The organism is Thiobacillus denitrificans, assembly GCF_001530125.1.
Taxonomy (GTDB): domain Bacteria; phylum Pseudomonadota; class Gammaproteobacteria; order Burkholderiales; family Thiobacillaceae; genus Thiobacillus; species Thiobacillus denitrificans_C.
The window spans coordinates 203,021-220,468 of the sequence record NZ_LDUG01000019.1 but is presented as its reverse complement, the minus strand read 5'-3'; the positions used below and the strand labels follow the sequence as shown (position 1 = coordinate 220,468).

The 17,448-nt window shown below is 63.5% G+C and carries 18 protein-coding genes; 10 read left to right on the top strand and 8 right to left on the bottom strand.

Features of this window, described 5'->3' with window-relative positions; translation table 11 throughout:
• The first annotated feature begins 518 nt into the window (after window positions 1-518).
• The 3 genes from ggpS to ABW22_RS07805 all read left to right on the top strand — a co-directional run bounded on the left by ggpS (window position 519) and on the right by ABW22_RS07805 (window position 4,015).
• Window positions 519-2,831 carry a glucosylglycerol-phosphate synthase gene (ggpS, locus tag ABW22_RS07815; protein WP_082708629.1) on the top strand — a complete coding sequence of 771 codons (2,313 nt, stop codon included), beginning with the start codon at window positions 519-521 and terminating at the stop codon, window positions 2,829-2,831.
• 99 nt (window positions 2,832-2,930) lie between these two features.
• A complete protein-coding gene (locus tag ABW22_RS07810) occupies window positions 2,931-3,368 on the top strand; it encodes a disulfide bond formation protein B (protein ID WP_059754382.1) in 438 nt (145 codons plus the stop codon).
• Window positions 3,365-4,015 (top strand): DsbA family protein, encoded by a 651-nt coding sequence (locus tag ABW22_RS07805; RefSeq protein WP_059754379.1) that lies wholly within the window; start codon window positions 3,365-3,367, stop codon window positions 4,013-4,015. The genes ABW22_RS07810 and ABW22_RS07805 overlap by 4 nt, the downstream gene beginning before the upstream one ends.
• A gap of 67 nt (window positions 4,016-4,082) precedes the next feature.
• Here ABW22_RS07805 and ABW22_RS07800 read toward each other — a convergent pair whose 3' ends face one another.
• The 3 genes from ABW22_RS07800 to ABW22_RS07790 form a co-directional block, all read right to left on the bottom strand.
• The gene (locus tag ABW22_RS07800) at window positions 4,083-5,045 is read right to left on the bottom strand and encodes a GGDEF domain-containing protein (RefSeq protein WP_162264477.1); all 963 of its coding nucleotides are present in this window, start codon (window positions 5,043-5,045) and stop codon (window positions 4,083-4,085) included.
• Between the two features lie 126 nt (window positions 5,046-5,171).
• Window positions 5,172-5,651: a hypothetical protein gene (locus ABW22_RS07795; protein WP_059754373.1), complete on the bottom strand. Its 480-nt coding sequence runs from the start codon at window positions 5,649-5,651 to the stop codon at window positions 5,172-5,174.
• A complete protein-coding gene (locus tag ABW22_RS07790) occupies window positions 5,652-6,116 on the bottom strand; it encodes a tRNA (cytidine(34)-2'-O)-methyltransferase (protein WP_059754370.1) in 465 nt (154 codons plus the stop codon).
• Between the two features lie 45 nt (window positions 6,117-6,161).
• Between ABW22_RS07790 and gshA the strand changes: the two genes are divergently transcribed.
• From gshA to ptsP, 6 genes are read left to right on the top strand one after another with little or no spacing between them, the layout of a single operon-like run.
• On the top strand, window positions 6,162-7,442 hold the full coding sequence (gshA, locus tag ABW22_RS07785) for a glutamate--cysteine ligase (protein WP_059754368.1): 1,281 nt from the start codon (window positions 6,162-6,164) through the stop codon (window positions 7,440-7,442).
• Window positions 7,439-8,392, top strand: a complete 954-nt coding sequence (gene gshB, locus ABW22_RS07780; RefSeq protein WP_059754366.1) for a glutathione synthase — start codon at window positions 7,439-7,441, stop codon at window positions 8,390-8,392. Before gshA ends, gshB begins: the two co-directional genes overlap by 4 nt.
• 14 nt (window positions 8,393-8,406) lie before the next feature.
• Entirely contained in the window at window positions 8,407-9,405 is a 999-nt protein-coding gene (locus ABW22_RS07775) for an FAD:protein FMN transferase (protein WP_082708627.1), read from the top strand.
• 29 nt (window positions 9,406-9,434) lie between these two features.
• Window positions 9,435-9,851 (top strand): PTS sugar transporter subunit IIA, encoded by a 417-nt coding sequence (locus ABW22_RS07770; protein ID WP_059754363.1) that lies wholly within the window; start codon window positions 9,435-9,437, stop codon window positions 9,849-9,851.
• A complete protein-coding gene (locus tag ABW22_RS07765) occupies window positions 9,832-10,101 on the top strand; it encodes an HPr family phosphocarrier protein (protein ID WP_059754361.1) in 270 nt (89 codons plus the stop codon). Before ABW22_RS07770 ends, ABW22_RS07765 begins: the two co-directional genes overlap by 20 nt.
• Complete coding sequence (gene ptsP, locus ABW22_RS07760) at window positions 10,098-11,822, top strand: phosphoenolpyruvate--protein phosphotransferase (protein WP_059754358.1); 1,725 nt, start codon at window positions 10,098-10,100, stop codon at window positions 11,820-11,822. Before ABW22_RS07765 ends, ptsP begins: the two co-directional genes overlap by 4 nt.
• Window positions 11,823-11,982: 160 nt before the next feature.
• On the opposite strand, the gene ABW22_RS07755 is transcribed toward ptsP, so the two are convergent.
• The 5 genes from ABW22_RS07755 to ABW22_RS07735 form a co-directional block, all read right to left on the bottom strand.
• The gene (locus tag ABW22_RS07755) at window positions 11,983-13,887 is read right to left on the bottom strand and encodes a dynamin family protein (protein WP_059754355.1); all 1,905 of its coding nucleotides are present in this window, start codon (window positions 13,885-13,887) and stop codon (window positions 11,983-11,985) included.
• Window positions 13,888-14,024: 137 nt separating this feature from the next.
• Entirely contained in the window at window positions 14,025-14,246 is a 222-nt protein-coding gene (locus ABW22_RS17985) for a DUF167 domain-containing protein (protein WP_269083904.1), read from the bottom strand.
• Window positions 14,233-14,808 carry a YggT family protein gene (locus ABW22_RS07745; protein ID WP_059754351.1) on the bottom strand — a complete coding sequence of 192 codons (576 nt, stop codon included), beginning with the start codon at window positions 14,806-14,808 and terminating at the stop codon, window positions 14,233-14,235. Before ABW22_RS07745 ends, ABW22_RS17985 begins: the two co-directional genes overlap by 14 nt.
• Window positions 14,805-15,620, bottom strand: coding sequence for a pyrroline-5-carboxylate reductase (gene proC / locus ABW22_RS07740; RefSeq protein WP_059754346.1), 816 nt, complete (start codon window positions 15,618-15,620; stop codon window positions 14,805-14,807). The genes ABW22_RS07745 and proC overlap by 4 nt, the downstream gene beginning before the upstream one ends.
• Entirely contained in the window at window positions 15,613-16,356 is a 744-nt protein-coding gene (locus ABW22_RS07735) for a YggS family pyridoxal phosphate-dependent enzyme (RefSeq protein WP_082708625.1), read from the bottom strand. Before ABW22_RS07735 ends, proC begins: the two co-directional genes overlap by 8 nt.
• Window positions 16,357-16,404: 48 nt before the next feature.
• Between ABW22_RS07735 and ABW22_RS07730 the strand changes: the two genes are divergently transcribed.
• The gene (locus ABW22_RS07730) at window positions 16,405-17,448 is read left to right on the top strand and encodes a type IV pilus twitching motility protein PilT (RefSeq protein ID WP_059754341.1); all 1,044 of its coding nucleotides are present in this window, start codon (window positions 16,405-16,407) and stop codon (window positions 17,446-17,448) included.

Sequence of the window (17,448 nt, the reverse complement as noted above, 5' to 3'; positions counted from 1 at the left end):
ACGGTGCCTTCCAGAAATCCTTGCAAATCCGCCAAGGTCTTCAATTGTTCGTCGTTCATACCGATCACCATGCTCCGCATATTGATCGATCCCGGCCACCTGCTCAGACTCAAACCCCGTTGGATTCACACCCCTCGCTCAGACTCAAACCCCATTGGACAATGCTCCGGGTTGACTGCGGCGGCAAGGGCGGGTTAGTCTTTAAGACCAGTGCCGCGTTCGTCGCGCCCTCGGCCATCGCTGCACACCCATCAATCACCTGCACCACGAACAATCCTTGCGGACTACGCTAGGCTGCCGCTGTACGGCGCGGCGCGATCTCACCGCCTTGTTTTTCGCGCTATGTCCGGCCCCGCCGCGACGCCTCGCCGGGAAGCTGGCCCACTTCATGCCGATGCCGCACGCCTCGACGGCAGTGCCCGGATAATGACTCCCGGGCACGCGCAACGGCACCTGACCCCTTTCGCTGTCGGCATCCACGTCGGCAAGTTTCCCATTCGACAGGAGAACCCCACCACATGCTGCTTGCAACCGATCTGGACGGCACCTTTCTCGCCGGCGACGCCGAAACCCGCCTGCGCCTTTACCAACTGATCGCCGACAATCCCGAGATCAAGCTTGCCTTCGTCACTGGACGTGGGCTCGAGAACGTGATCCCACTGCTCTCGGATCCGACCATTCCGGTGCCCGACTACATCATCTGCGATGTCGGCGGAACGGTCGTCGAGGGCGCCACGCGGCAGCCGGTGCAACCGCTGCAGGCAGCGATCGACGCCCGCTGGCCGGGCGAGCGGACGGTCGTCGACGCCATGGCGTCATTCGAGCGGCTGGAGCGTCAGGATGTGCCGCAGCAACGGCGCTGCTCCTATTTCTGCAGCACCGCCGACGTGCGCCATTCACTTGCCGGCATCGAAACAGTCGCGGCCGGACTCGGCTGCGAGGTGCTCTATTCGGCCGAGCGCTACCTGGATATCCTGCCGCTCGGCGTGAACAAGGGCAGTACGCTCAAGGCACTGGTCGAGCATCTGGGCATCGACCCTGACGAAGTGGTCGTCGCCGGCGACACGCTCAACGATCTGGCGATGTACGAGCATGGCTTCATCGGGGTGTGTGTCGGCGAATCCGAACCCGCCCTGCTCGAGGCCACCGTCAAGCGCGCCCGCGCCAAGCGTGCCCGCGTGCTGCATTCGCCCCACACCGGCTGCGGCGGCATCCTCGATGCGCTCGAGCATTTCAACTTCCTCGAGCTCAAGGGCGTCGACGCCGAGCCGCGCGCGACGGAACCACCGGGCAAGTCCGACCTGGTGATGGTCTATCACCGCCTGCCCTACGAAGAGACCATCGAGGACGGCCACCTCGTACGCCGCCGCCCGGCCTCGCCCAACGGCATCATTCCGACCCTGCTCAGCTTTTTCGGCGACGGCAAGAAGGGCTCCTGGATCGCGTGGGCAATCAAGGACCCGAAAAAGGGGGCGAGCTTCGTGACCCACACCGAGGTCGACACCAAGAAATACCCCAGGCTGGTGGCCGCACGCGTTCCACTCACGAAGAACGACGTCGACATTTTCTACAAGCGCTTTTCCAAGGAGGCCTTCTGGCCCACCCTGCACACCTTCTGGGAACGGGCCCGCTTCCGCGAGGAAGACTGGCTCGTATTCCTTAAGGTAAACCGACTCTTCGCCGAGCGCACCGCGGCGGAGTCTGCCGAGGGCGCGGTGGTCTGGCTACACGACTACAATCTGTGGATGGTGCCGGCCTACCTGCGCGAGTTGCGCCCCGATCTGAAGATCGCTTTCTTCCACCACACCTACTTTCCCTCGGCCGACGTCTTCAATGTGCTGCCGTGGCGCCGCGAGATCGTCGGCAGCCTGTTGCAATGTGACTACATCGGATTCCATATCCCGCGCCAGGTCGAGAACTTCGTCGATGTCGCGCGTGGCGTCGCGCCGCTCAAGGTGCTCGAGACGCACGCCTGCGCGCCGCGCTACCTCACCTACGGCTGCGCCGTCGGGCTGGACGAGGTGACCACCGCGATCGAGGTGCATGGCCGGCGCATCGGCCTGGGCGCGCATCCGGTCGGACTCGACGTCGACCGCGTGCGCCAGGCGCTCAACGACCCGAAGACGGCCGGGCGGATCGCGGCGCTGCGCAACCAGTTCGCGGACACGCGGATCATCCTGTCGGTCGAACGGCTCGACTACACCAAGGGCACGCTCGAGAAACTGGTGGCTTTCGAAAAGCTGCTCGAGACCCATCCGGAGTTGCAGGGCACGATCTCGCTGATCAACGTGTGCGTGCCGGCTGCGAAGGAGATGACGATCTACCGCACCCTGCAGAACCAGATTGAACAGGCGGCCGGGCGCATCAACGGGCGCTTTTCAAGGGTCGGCTGGACCCCGTTGCAGTTCTTCTTCCGGGCCATCCCGTTCGAGGAACTGGTCGCCTATTACGCGGCTGCCGACGTGATGTGGATTACCCCGCTGCGCGATGGGCTCAACCTGGTCGCGAAGGAGTTCGTCGCGGTACAGGGACTGACCAACGGGAGCGGCGTGCTGGTGCTCTCCGAATTCGCCGGGGCCGCAGCCGAGCTGCATGGCGCGGTGCTCACGAACCCGCACGACCCGCACGATCTGGTCGAGAAGTGCGTCTACGCGCTGGCGATGAGCCAGGTCGAGGCCGAAGCCCGTCTGCGCGGGCTGTTCGATGTCGTCCAGCACAACGACGTCCATCGCTGGGGGCAGGATTTCCTCGACTCGGTCGAGGAAAGTTGCGCCGCGCGAACCGCGGCGCCCAGCGAAACGCCTCCACCCGCGCTCATCCAGGCACGATGACGGCCACGGCGCCGGCAAGCAAGTGGCTGGCGATTCAGCGAGCGAAGTCCCGAGAATGCCCAGGCGGCCTTTAACGACGCGACGCGTATCATCGTGCCGATGAATAATATTCAGATTACACAAGACCGCGGCTGGATGTTCGTTTTCATCGCCTGGCTGGTTGCCAGCGTGTCGACACTGGGCGCCCTGTTTCTCGGCGAGATCATGGGATATACGCCCTGCGTCCTGTGCTGGTACCAGCGGATCAGCATGTTTCCGCTGGTGCTGATTCTGGCGGCGGGGCTGTTTCCGTTCGACCGCAAAGTCGTACGCTACGCGCTGCCGCTGGCGCTGGCCGGCTGGCTGCTGGCGATTTTTCATTGGGCGGTGGCCAGCGGCCTCGTGCCGGAGCGCGCCACGCCATGCAGCCAGGGCGTCCCATGCTCGGTTGAGCTGATCAGCTGGTTCGGCTTCCTGACCCTGCCATTGCTTTCCGTCCTGGCTTTTTCCACCATCATCGCGTTGCTGGTACTGACGCACTTCAAGGCATCCAAATGAAAAAAACGCTGTTTATCTCTGCCGCCGTGATCCTGCTGCTGGCTTTTGTGGGTGGCACGCTTTACTACGGCACAGAAAAAACCGAACAGGCCGGGCAACGGGTCGATGAAAACACGTCGGCACTGGTGCGCGAGCACTCGCGCGTGCTCGGGCATGCCGACGCCAGGGTGGAGATTGTCGAGTTCCTCGATCCGGCGTGCGAGACTTGCCGGCACTTCTATCCCTTCGTCAAGGAGATGCTGGCCGCCCACCCGGAGCGGATTCGCCTGGTGTTGCGCTACGCCCCGTTCCACCAGAACGCAGACTATGTGGTGGCGCTGGTCGAGGCGGCAGGCAAACAGGGCAAGTACTGGGAAACCCTGGAGGCCCTGCTGGCTGCACAGGACGACTGGGTGGTGAATCATGCCGTGCAGCCGGAACGGGTCTGGCGACATCTTGAAGGGCTCGGCCTGGACCTGGCGCAACTCCAGAACGACATGAATGCGCCGGAAATTGCCAGGCTGATCGCGCAGGACATGGCGGACGTGAACACCCTGAACATCAACAAGACTCCGGAGTTTTTTGTCAATGGCAAGCCGCTGCCCAGCTTCGGCTACGAGCCCCTGAAGAAGCTGGTGGACGAGGCGCTGGCAAGCGAATATCGTTAATCGGAATCGGGACAACCGATACGGTGGCCGAGACGACCTCAGCCTTGAGCAGGGTGCTGAAACCGTTTCAGTCGAAGAGTTCGACCGTGCCGCCAAGCGCCCTTCCCGGCGCAAGTTCTCCGCGTGACATCAGACCGCGATAGTCACAGACCTGATTGCGCCCGTGTTCCTTGGCGTAATAAAGGGCCTTGTCCGCCTCCTCGAACACATAGGACGGCAGTTGCTGATCGATGATGGCCGTGTAGCCGGTGCTCGCCGTCAATTGCCCGATCTGGGGGAAGGGATGGTCCTGCACCTTGACCCGGATGCGTTCGAGAATGGACGCGATGGTCCCGGGTGAAACGCCCTTGATCAGCGCGACGAATTCCTCGCCGCCGTAGCGGAACACCCAGTCCACATCGCGCAGGGCGTTGCACAGCAGGCCGGCGAAAATAAGCAGCGCCTCGTCGCCGATCAGGTGGCCGAAATTGTCATTGATGCGTTTGAAATGGTCGATATCAAACACGGCCAGATAGTCGGCCGTATCCTTGTCGCGCTTGCGGTTGCTGCCGCTCATCCGGCCAGCCAGCAGTTCGCTCAGCTTCTGATCAAGCTTCTTGCGGTTGTAAAGGCCGGTCAGGGTGTCGCGCTCACTGTCGAAAAGCACTCTGGCGAAATTGGCGTAGATCTTGATCATGCCCTCGGCGATGCGCAGATCAGCCGGGTTCCATTCCGGCTGCCTCATCACGATTGCCTTGCGCTGGCGATCCTGGATGCCCAGGCTGCTGATGAGGTAGCCGAGCCCATCCCGCGTGAACTGTCTGGTTGGCGCGTCGCCACTCAAACTGCCAACCTCGGCCATGAGCCAGTCCGCGATCGGAAACATGGGCTCCGGCAAAGAACAGGTCTGGTCCAGAATCCAGCCCCCCCGATCCGGGGCTGGCACCACGCATATCAAGGATGCCGGCACGCCCGGCAGCATCTCCTGGATGGACTCCAGCAGGCTGCGCAAAAGCGTCAGCTCATCGCGCTGCTCGGTTAGATGCACCACGGACCTGATTACATCGTGGGTAATTTCGGACTGCTTGGACGGGGACATGCCAGCGGACATTGGACGGCCTGAAAAGGTGTCACACAGTTTTTATTCTAATCCTCATTTGCCCTCGGCGCCTCCAGTTCACCCCGGCTTGCCGGCTGTCGTCTCCGCAATGCGCTGAATCGTCGCCACAAACCCCGGGTCCTCACCCTGGAACAGGGCCGGCAGTGCCGTGCGGAAATCTTCGCGTTGACACCATTCGGTCATGTAGTCCTCCCACGACTGCCACAGGCGTGCCTGCTGGCGCCCCATGTTTTCTTCGTACACCAGCACGTAGGCGCGCTCGAACAGGCTGACCAGAATGGCAAACAGCGCGTGTTTGCGCTCCAACTGGTCTTCGCTGAGCGTGCCCTTCACTACGGGTGACAGCAAATGCAGATCGGCGTTTTCGATCACCAGCCGCATGAAGTCGGCATACTCGTCGGACAGCCGCAGGAAGATTTCCTCCTCGTCGCTCTGGCGGTCGCGCTGGCGGTCGTAGATATACACGCCGATGGCGAGCGGCAGTCCGACGATGGTGACGATGTAGCTGGCTGCCTCCAGCCATTCCAGTCCGCTCATTCACGCCCCTCCTGCAAAACCGTTTTGCCGCCAGGCTTCGAACACGACCACGCTGACGGCATTGGATAAATTCATGCTGCGCGAACCGGGCAGCATCGGCAAGCGCAGGCGACGATCCGCGTCGAACTGCGCCAGAAGGTCCGCGGGCAAGCCGCGCGACTCGGGGCCGAACAGCAGCACGTCGTCGGCCTGAAACGCGATGTCGGCATAGCGCGCGCTGCCCTTGGTGGTGAGCGCAAACCAGCGCCGGTCGGGTAGCGCCGCCCGCACGGCCGGCCAGTCGGCATGCACCCGCACGCAGGCCATGTCATGGTAATCCAGCCCCGCGCGCGCCACCTGCTTGTCGGAAAGGTCGAATCCAAGCGGCTCGACCAGATGCAAACGGCAGCCGGTGTTGGCCGCCAGGCGGATGAGGTTGCCGGTGTTGGGCGGAATCTCGGGCTGATATAAAACGATGTCAAACATCCGGCTTGGCCTAAAATAAAAACATTATTGGAGTCCGCCTATTCTATGGTCCCTTACCTCACCACCGCACTCACCGGCCCCTTGCTGGAGTTGGAAAAACGCCTGCTCGACGCCCAGCCGATGATCGAGCACTGGTTTCGCCAGCAATGGAAGGGCCAGTCGGCGCCGTTTTACACCTCGGTGGATATCCGCAATGCAGGCTTCAAGCTGGCACCGGTCGACACCAACCTGTTCCCCGGCGGCTTCAACAACCTCAACCCCGCCTTCATGTCGCTGTCGATTCACGCGGCGATGGGTGCGGTGGAAAAAATCTGCCCCTACGCACAGCGTTTGCTGCTGATCCCCGAGAGCCACACCCGCAACACCTTCTATCTGCAGAACGTCGCGGTGCTCGCGCACATCCTGCGCCAGACCGGGCTGATCGTTCGCATCGGCACCCTGATTCCCGAGATCACCCAGCCGACCACGCTGGAACTGCCCGCCGGCGGCCGCCTCACGCTGGAACCGCTGGTGCGCCACGGCGACCGCATCGGGCTGGAAGGATTCGACCCCTGCGCGGTGCTGCTCAACAACGACCTGTCGGCCGGCGTGCCGGATATCCTCAAGGGCATCGAGCAGAACATCATGCCGCCGCTGCACGCCGGCTGGGCGACGCGCCGCAAGTCACACCACTTTGCCGCGTATCAGCATGTCGCCGACGAATTCGCGCAGCTGATCGGCATCGACCCCTGGCTGATCGACCCCTACTTCAGCCACTGCGGCAAGATCGACTTTCAGGCACGCCAGGGCGAGGACTGCCTGGCCGAAAAGGTCGGCGACATGCTGGCCAAAATCCGCGTCAAATACGACGAATACGGCATTGACCAGCCACCCTTCGTCATCGTCAAGGCCGACGCCGGCACCTACGGCATGGGCATCATGACGGTGAAATCGCCGGACGACGTGCGCGAACTCAACCGCAAGCAGCGCAACAAGATGGCGGTCGGCAAGGAAGGGCTCGAATTCAGCGAGGTGCTGATCCAGGAAGGCGTCTACACCTTCGAGAGCATCAACGGCGCGGTCGCCGAGCCGGTGGTCTACATGCTCGACAACTTCGTCGTCGGCGGTTTCTATCGCGTGCACACCGGACGCGGCTCGGACGAAAATCTCAACAGCCCCGGCATGCACTTCGTACCGCTGGCGTTCGACGACACCTGCGTGATGCCCGACCGCAGCGCCAACCCCGACGCCAGCCCCAACCGCTTCTATGCCTATGGCGTGATCGCACGGCTGGCGATGCTGGCCGCCAGCATCGAGCTCGACGAAACCCTGAACGAAGCGGCATGAAGCTGCTGTTCGTCGTCGATCCGCTGGCGAGCCTCAAGCCCTACAAGGACAGCTCGGTGGCGATGATGCGCGCGGCGATGGCACGCGGCCACGCCGTGTTCGCCTGCGAGGCACGCCACCTGTTTATCCGGGACGGCTTCGCACGCGCCGCCTGCACCGCGCTCGACGTGCGCGCCGGCGACGACTGGTATGACGTTGCCCACACCGACACCTGCACGTTGAAGGATTTCAACGCTGTGGTGATGCGCACCGATCCGCCGGTGGACACCGACTACCTGCTCGCCACCCACCTGCTCGGCATCGCCGAAGCCAACGGCGCACGCGTGCTGAACCGGCCAACTTGTCTGCGCGAGTTCAACGAGAAGCTCGCGATCCTCAACTTTCCGCAGTTCGTCGCGCCCACCCTGGTTGCCGCCGACGCGGCGGAGATTGGAAATTTCCTCACCGAGCATGGCGACATCATCGTCAAGCCGCTCACCGAAATGGGCGGCAGCGGCATTTTCCGCCTTCTGCTTCCCGATCCCAATCGCAACGCCATCCTGGAAACACTGACCCATCGCGGCCGCCGCGCCATCATGGCGCAGCGCTACCTGCCGGCGATCAGCGAAGGCGACAAACGCATCCTGCTCATCGACGGCGAAATCATACCGTGGGCGCTGGCGCGCATTCCCCAGGCCGGCGAGACGCGCGGCAACCTCGCCGCCGGCGGCACCGCGCGTGCCCAGCCGCTGTCGGCGCGCGACCACGAGATCGCCGAGGCCATCGCACCGTGGGCGCAGGCCAACGGCATCTTCCTCGCCGGACTCGACGTCATCGGCGACTGCCTCACCGAAATCAACGTCACCAGCCCCACCGGGTTTCAGGAAATCACCGCGCAGACCGGGCACGACGTGGCAGCGCAGTTCATCGCGGCGATTGAACGCGTTTGCGCAACGCCAACTGGCGCTTGAAACGTGACGTCTGCATGAAGGCCGTGCGATATAGCCTGGGGCTGGTGCTGCTGTGGATGCTCGCAGCCTGCAGCCCGCCGCCCCTGCACCAGCAGCAGGCCTACGTGTTCGGCACCCTGGTCGAAGTCAGCATCTACGGCGCGCCGGAGCCGCAGGCCCGGCAGGCCGCCGCCGCCGTTCTGGCGCGCTTCGACGAACTGCACCGCACCCTGCACGCCTGGCAACCAAGCGATCTGTCGCGGCTCAACACGGCACTGGCCCAGGGCGAGCGCGCATCGGTCCCCCCCGAACTCGCGGCGATGCTGCGCGATGCGCAAACACTCTCGATCCAGTCTAACGATCTGTTCAATCCGGCCATCGGCGGGCTGATTGCGCTGTGGGGCTTCCACTCCGATGCGCCGCAAGCGCGGGTGCCGGATGCCACTGCGATCACGGGATGGGTCAACAAGCGGCCCCGCATGGCTGATCTCGTCATCGAGGACGACACGGTGACGAGCGCCAACCCGGCGGTGCAGCTCGATCTGGGCGGCTATGCCAAGGGGCATGCGCTGGACGACGCGGTAGCCATCCTGAAAACGCACGCCATCGACAATGCGCTGGTGAACATCGGCGGCAACGTGATCGCGCTGGGCGCGCACGGTGAGCGCCCGTGGCGCGTGGGCATCCAGCACCCACGCCAGCCGGGCACGCTGGCGACGCTGGATTTGCGCGACGGCGAGGCAATCGGCACTTCGGGGGACTACCAGCGCTATTTCGAGGCGGATGGACGCCGCTACAGCCATTTGATCGATCCGCGCACCGGCTTTCCGGCAACCGGCATGCAGTCGTTGACGGTTCTGGTAGCCGGCGAACAGGCGGGAACGCGCTCGGATGCCCTGTCGAAACCGCTGTTCATCGATGGCGCCGCACAGTTGGCCAATCACGCGTCCCGCCTGGGCGTGGCCCACTATCTCGCGGTGGATGGCGCCAGCCAAATCCATGTCTCCCCTGCGATGAAGGCCCGGCTTCGTTAGAATGTCGTTTTTGGTCTGATACTCCATCAATGATAGGCATCCTCATCGTCGCCCACGGCTCGCTCGCCGACAGCCTGGTCGAGTGCGCCACCCACGTGCTGGGACAGCGTCCGCGCGGTCTCGCCACGCTGGATTTCATCGGCCACGCCGACCCGGACGAGCGGCAGGAGGCCTTGCAGGCCCGACTGGCCGAGCTGGACGAAGGCGACGGCATCCTGGTGTTGACCGACATGTACGGCGCCACCCCCAGCAACACGCTGTGCCGGCTGCTCGAACCAACGCACATCGAGGGCGTCTCCGGCGTCAACCTGCCGATGCTGCTGAAGGCGCTGAACTACCGCGACACGCTGGCGCTGCCGCAACTCGTCGAGCGCATCGTCGAAGGCGGGCGCAACAGCATCAAGCATATTTCAGAGACCATGTGCCATGCAGCAACGGGACGTTGAAATCGTCAACAAGCTGGGGCTGCACGCGCGCCCGTCGGCCCGGCTGACCCAGCTGGCGTCCAGCTTCAAGAGCCGTGTGTTCATGTCGCGCAATGGCCGCCGCGTCAACGCCAAAAGCATCATGGGCGTGATGATGCTGGCCGCCGCCAAGGGCAGCACCATCACCCTGGAAACCGAAGGCGAAGACGAGGCGGAAGCGATGGAAACACTGGCCGGATTGATTTCCAGCGGCTTCGGAGAAGAGCTGTGAGCTTCTCCCTGCACGGCATTGGCGTCTCCGGCGGCATCGCCATCGGCTATGCGCATCTCACCTCCAACGCGCGGATCGAAGTGCCGCAGTACATGCTCGACCGCAAGTACATCAAGGAGGAACTGGCGCGCTTCGACGAGGCCATTCTCGCCACCCGTGCCGAGCTTGAAACCCTGCGCAACCATATCCCGGCCAATGCCCCGGCCGAGCTGTCGGCCTTTCTCGACATGCACCTGATGTTCCTCGGCGATTCGATGATCGCCGAGGAGCCCAAGCGCCTAATCCGCGAAACTCAGTGCAACGCCGAATGGGCGCTGGCACAGCAGATGGAAGCCCTGGTCGCGCGCTTCGAGGAAATCGACGACGCCTACCTGCGTAGCCGCCAGGAGGACGTGGTGCAAGTGGTGCAGCGCGTGCTCAAGGCACTGACCGGCCACCCCAGCCATCTGCCGCTGGATGTCGACTTCGGCGTCGAACGCATCCTGGTCGCGCACGAGCTGTCGCCCGCCGACATGGTCCTGTTCAAGAACGTGCATTTCGCCGCCTTCATCACCGACCTCGGCGGCGCCACCTCGCACACCGCGATCCTGGCGCGCAGCATGGCGATGCCGTCGGTGATGGCGCTGCACAATGCGCGCGGCCTGATCCGCGACCACGACCTCTTGATCGTCGACGGCCGCGACGGCGTGGTGATCGTCAACCCGGACGAATCGGTGCTGGCCGAATACCGGCTGCGGCAAAACCAGTGGCGCATCGACACCGACAAGCTGAAGCGCCTGAAAACCAGCAAATCATCGACGCTCGACGGCACCCCGATCGAGCTGATGGCGAACATCGAATTGCTCGGCGACGTCGATGCGGTGAAGGCCGCAGGCGCACACGGCGTCGGCCTGTTCCGCAGCGAGTTCCTGTTCCTCAACCGCAGCGATCTGCCGAGCGAAGACGAGCAGTACGAATCCTACAAGGCGGTGGCCGAGGCGCTGGATGGCAAACCGGTCACCATCCGCACGCTTGATCTGGGCGCCGACAAGCAGGCGCCGTGGGGTCACAACGTGGCCGACAACCCGGCGCTGGGCCTGCGCGCGATCCGCCTGTGCCTGGCTGAGCCGGGGCTGTTTCAAACCCAGTTGCGTGCGATCCTGCGGGCGTCGATCCATGGCCAGGTGCGCATCCTCATCCCCATGCTGGTGAGCTTCATGGAGTTGCGGCAAACCCTGCAGCGCATCGACGAAGCCAAGGACTCGCTGCGAAGGGACGGCCTGAAATTCGACGAAGGCATCCCGCTCGGCGGCATGATCGAGGTGCCCGCCGCCGCGCTCTCAGCCGGTTTCTTTGCCGAGCAGCTGGACTTTCTGTCGATCGGCACCAACGACCTGATCCAGTACACGCTGGCGATCGACCGTGCCGACGACAGCGTGTCGCATCTGTACGACCCGCTGCATCCGGCAGTGCTCAACCTGATTCAGTACACGCTGCGCGCCGGCGCCAAGGCAGGCAAGCCGGTTTCGGTATGCGGGGAAATGGCGGGCGATCCGCTGTTGACGCGACTGCTGCTGGGGCTGGGACTGCGGACGTTCTCGATGCAGCCGGCCAGCCTGCTGCAGGTCAAGCAGCAAATCCTGAAATCTCACCTGGAAGCGTTGACGCCGATGGCGCAACGGCTGCTGAAAAACACCGACCCGGACAAGACGGCACTGTTATTGAATCGGCTGAATAGCTAGCAGCCCGTCGGACTTGAAGTAAATCGGCTGCAAATCCGCCTGCCCGGTTCATATTTCGCCGCTTTCTTGGGCAATAGAACGACTATTGCCCGGCGAAATCGTCAAAATCTGCCCTCACCCAGCCGAATTTTCGCTTCGATTCTTCAAGTCCGACAGGCTGCTAGGCAACAAGCTGCGCGGCAATCCGTCCCAGTTCCAGCTTGTCTTGGCGCAGCGCGCCGATCTCCTGCTTGACCTGCGCCATGCGGCTGTGCAGCGTGCCCATGTTCTCCAGAATCCGCTGCAAGCTGGCCAGCCGCGTGTCGAGATACTGCTTGTGCTCGCGGATGCGCGTCATGATGGGATCGAGTGCGATGCGCAGCCAGCGCTCGGCTTCCACCCGCGCCAGGTTGAACGCCTTGCGTGATTCTTCGGCCAGACCGGCATAAAAACGCCGGATCATGAAACGCTTCTCCAGCATCAGATTGACCGGATCCTTGCAGAAAGCTTCGGTCTCGCGCGTCAGCGCTTCCAACCGGTTGCGATAGGCGCCCAGATCGAGTCTTGGCACCTGCATTTTGGGCAGATTGTGCTGGCGGTGAAACCGCGTATAGGCCTGATCCAGCGCATCCAGCACGTTGTCGGCCAGCCGGGTCGCATGCTGAAGTCGCTCAACCATCTGCTCGCTCAACTGGCGGATGCCACTGGTGAGTCCGCGCGTGGTCAGGCTGGATTCCATGACCGCGCGTCCGGCCTGGCAAATGACGCTCAGCGTGTCATCCGACAATTGCGACAGCAGGTGTTCACCCTGCTTCTGCACCATTTTTCGGGTCACCCTGAACTGGGCGGCCGTGGCGTCGTAACTGTCTTTTTCCTGCTGCAGGCTGGCGCGCGCCTGCTCGATCAGCTCACGATTCTTGCCCGACAGCTGGCTGAGCTGAATCAGTTCGTCGCTGCTGCGCTTGAGCCGTGCGGACAGGTCCACCCGGCTTTCGTCGAGCAGCGACACCACCTCGCGGCTGACCGCGTGATAGAGCATATCGCGCCGCGCCGGGATCACCTGGTGCGCCAGCAGGTATTCCAGCGACTCGATGCCGGAGCGCACACGCAAGGCGGCATCGCCACGGATGGTGGCCACCAGCGCTTTCTGCGCCGACACGGTGAACACCCGGCTGCGCGGCAGCTTCAGCACGCGCGCGGTTTCTTCGGCCTGACGCTCGATAGTGGCCTGCACCTCGGCATCGCTCTTCAGTTCGTCCCACAGCATGTCGATCTTGTTCAGCACCGCCACGTGATAATTGGCATGGCGATGCACATGTTTCTGCCAGATTTCCAGGTCCGAGCGCGTCACCCCGGTATCGGTCGCCAGCAGATACATCACCGCATGCGCATTGGGGATGACCGACAGCGTGAGTTCGGGCTCGGCCCCCAGCGCGTTGAGTCCCGGGGTGTCCAGTATCGTCAACCCGGCCTGCAACAGCGGATGCGGATAGTTGACCATGCCATAGCGCCAGGCCGGCACCTCCACCGTGCCGTCGTCGCGTAGCTGGTGACGCTCGCTCGGGTCCTCGCTGTCCCACAGACCGAGCTCGATGGCATCCACCGCTGCCATGGATTTGGTTTCGGTGAGCTTTTTCAGGCTTTCCTGCAGCTGGCGCGGATCGGTGGGGTCGAGCAGCACCCGGCACCACTCGATCGTCATATGCTTGAGGCGTGCCAGCGATTCGTCGCGGCGACGGGTTTCGATCGGCAGCAGGCGCAAACTCGGCGGCTCGTCCGCACTGGCATACAGCTCGGTCGGGCACATGGTGGTGCGGCCGGCGTCGGAGGGCAGCAGGCGCTGGCCGTGGTCGGCAAAAAACAAGGCGTTGATGAGCTCGGTCTTGCCGCGCGAAAATTCGGCAACAAAGGCCACCACCAGCTTGTCCTGGCGCAGGCCGGATGCGGTATCGGCCAACCGCAGGGTGCGCTCAGCATCGATGCCGTGCTGGCGGTCGAGCCAGTCGGCATAATCGGTAATCGCGGTTGCCAGCCGCATGCGCCGCGCGCTGTAGTCGGCGACTTCCTGTTCCAGATGGATGCTCATGCTTTGTTGATTTTCTCGATATCAAGCCAGGGGGTCTCAATCCCCGACACCGCCACGGTCTTCTGCCGCAAAATTTCGCCGGGAACCAGGCGCGTACGACTCCACACATGCCTTGGCACATGGTGGATCGGAGTCCTTTAGGGCACCGCGGACTTTGGCACCCCCAGTTGCACGGCCAGCCAGGTCAGCAGATACGCATTCGCCTTGTTATCGACCGGGGGCGCTGAAATCTTTAATTTCAGTCTGCCGCCATGTTTCTCTACTTCCGCAGCGGCCTTTTCTCCCAGCAGCACGTGTAGGTCCAGCAGCCAGTCGGTGTCGTCTCGGCGCGCCCAGATTAGCGGTTCAGAGGGAACCAAGCAGCGCCCGCTGCAACGCCAGCACCGGCACCATCAACACCAGTTGGCACAGGATGAATAGCACCAGCGGCGTCAAATCGATATTGGCGACCATGGGGACGATGCGCCGCAACGGGCGCAGGAAGGGTTCGGTCAAGGTATACACCACCGGCATCAGCGGCGTATCGGAATTGACCCACGACAGCACCGCCCGTATCAGGGTCAGGCCGATGATCAGGTAAACCGTCAGGCTCAACAGCTTCACTGCCGCCAGGCCCAACATCACCGGCCACACCTTGCCGCCCGCCAGCGCGAACGGAAAACCATCCAGCCAGTAGCCGGCGGTCACCACCAGCAGTTCGACCAGCCAGGCGAGCACCAGGCACGCCCAGTCGAGGCCCCACAGGCCCGGCACCACCCGGCGCAACGGCTTCACCGCAAAATCAGTGATGGCGACGATAAACTGGGCGAACGGGTTGCGAAACGGCACCCGGAACAACTGCATCATGAAGCGCAGCAGCACCGCGATGACAAACAGGTTGCCCAGCGTCTGGATGAGGAATTTCAGTGCGGCTTCGATCATGCGAGGCGCCCCAGTTCGTCGCCGAGTTCGGCGCTGCGGCGGCTGGCCGCCGCCACCGCCTGGCCGATGGCCTGCTTGACCGCTGCGGCTTCCAGCGCGGCAATGCCGCGTTCGGTGGTGCCGCCCCTGGAGGTGACGCGCTGCCGCAGCACAGCCGGTTCCTCGCCCGACTCCAGCGCCAGCTTGGCCGCGCCAAAAAAGGTCTGCAGCGCCAGCTGGCGCGCGGTGGCCGGCGCCAGCCCCTGCGCCACCGCAGCGGCTTCCAGCGACTCGAGAAAATAAAACACATAGGCCGGGCCGCTGCCCGACACCGCGGTCACCGCATCCAGCTGGGGTTCATCCTCCACCCACACCACGCCGCCGACGGCACGCAGCACCGCTTCGGCCTGCGAGCGTGAATCCTGGTTGACCGCGGATGACGCAAACAGCCCGGCAACCCCGGCCTGCACCAGCGCCGGGGTGTTGGGCATGGCGCGCACGATCCGCGTGTACCCGCCCAGCCAGCGGCCAAGATCGGCCACCCGCACCCCGGCGGCGATCGATACCACCAGATGGCCGGCAAGACGCGGTGCCAGCGAGGCCGCCACCTCGGGCAGGCTTTGCGGCTTCACCGCCAACACGATCAGGGCATGCAGCCGCGCCTGCGACAGATCCGAATGCGTCACCACACCGAAGCGCGCAGCCAGCTGCCCGCGTGCATCCGCATTGATTTCAACCACCTCGATGTCGGTGGGCTGGGTGCCGCTGGCAATCAGGCCGCCGATGATGGCGCCAGCCATGTTGCCGCCGCCGATGAAGCTCACTTTATGCATGTTTTGTCCTCTCACCAAAGAGTGCTGTGCCGATTCGCACGATGGTCGCGCCTTCCAGTATTGCCGCTTCCAGATCGGCCGACATGCCCATCGACAGGGTATCGAGCGCATGGCCGCGCGCGATCAGCGCTTCGTATGCCTCATGCATCTGCCTGAACGCGGCGCGCTGCGTGGCCACATCGGTCGCCGGGGCGGGAATCGCCATCAGCCCACGCAACTGCAGGCCCGGCAGCTGCGAAACGGCCTCCGCCAGCGCGGGCAGTTCAGCCACGGCCACCCCGCCCTTGCTGGCCTCGCCGCTGACATTGAGCTCGATGCACACCTGCAGCGGCAGCAAGCCGGCCGGACGCTGCGCGGACAGCCGCCCGGCTATCTTCAGCCGGTCCACGCTGTGCACCCAGCTGAAATGCTCGGCAATCGCCCGCGTTTTGTTGCCCTGGATCGGCCCGATGAAATGCCACACCAGCGGCAGGTCGCGCAAGGCCGCCTGCTTGTCCAGCGCCTCCCGCAGATAATTCTCGCCGAATTCATGCTGGCCGCAAGCCGCCATGGCACGCACCGCCTCGGCGTCAAAGGTTTTGCTCGCCGCCAGCAGGCGCACCGTTGCCGCGTCGCGCCCCGCATCGGCGGCGGCGCGCGCGATCCGCGCCTGCACGGCACGCAAACGCTCGCATGGCATGCCGGCTAAAGGACGCGAGACGGGCTCAAGTTTGGGGAAATTCGGGCCGTTATCCATTGCGTTCATTATCTGTCAAAACCCCATCCATTACAGAACGAGGCGCGCGTGGATATTTCCGAACTGCTGGCTTTTGCCGTCAAAAACAAGGCTTCCGACCTGCACCTGTCGGCCAGCCTGCCGCCGATGATCCGGGTCAACGGCGACATCCGCCGCATCAACCTGCCGCCGATGGAGCACAAGGACGTGCACCGCATGGTGTACGACATCATGAACGACAGCCAGCGCAAGGTATACGAAGAGACGCTGGAACTCGACTTCTCGTTCGAAATCCCCTCGCTGGCGCGCTTCCGCGTCAACGCCTTCAATCAGCAGTATGGCGCCGGCGCGGTGTTCCGCACGATTCCGTCGAAGGTGCTGTCGCTGGAAGAGCTCAACTGCCCGCCCATCTTCAAGGAAATCTCCGACCAGCCGCGCGGCATCGTGCTGGTGACCGGGCCGACCGGTTCAGGCAAGTCGACTACGCTGGCGGCGATGATGGACTACGTCAACGAAAACCAGTACGCACACATTCTGACGGTCGAAGACCCGATCGAATTCGTGCACCAGAGCAAGAAATGCCTGATCAACCAGCGCGAAGTCGGCCCGCACACGCTGTCGTTCAGCAACGCCCTGCGCTCGGCATTGCGCGAAGACCCGGACGTCATCCTGGTCGGCGAATTGCGCGACCTCGAAACCATTCGCCTCGCGCTCACCGCCGCCGAAACCGGCCACCTGGTGTTCGGCACGCTGCACACCTCGTCTGCCGCCAAGACCATCGACCGCGTGGTTGACGTCTTTCCGGCAGCGGAAAAAGAAATGGTGCGCTCGATGCTGTCCGAATCGCTGCGCGCAGTGATCTCGCAGACGCTGCTCAAAACCAAGGATGGCACCGGCCGCGTCGCCGCGCATGAAATCATGATCGGCACCCCGGCCATCCGCAACCTGATCCGCGAAGGCAAGGTGGCGCAGATGTATTCATCGATCCAGACGGGCGGCAATATCGGGATGCAGACACTCGACCAGTGCCTGCAGGACATGGTAAAACGCAACGTGATTGCCTCGGGCGTGGCGCGCAACATGGCACAAAACAAAGACGCATTTCTAGGTTGA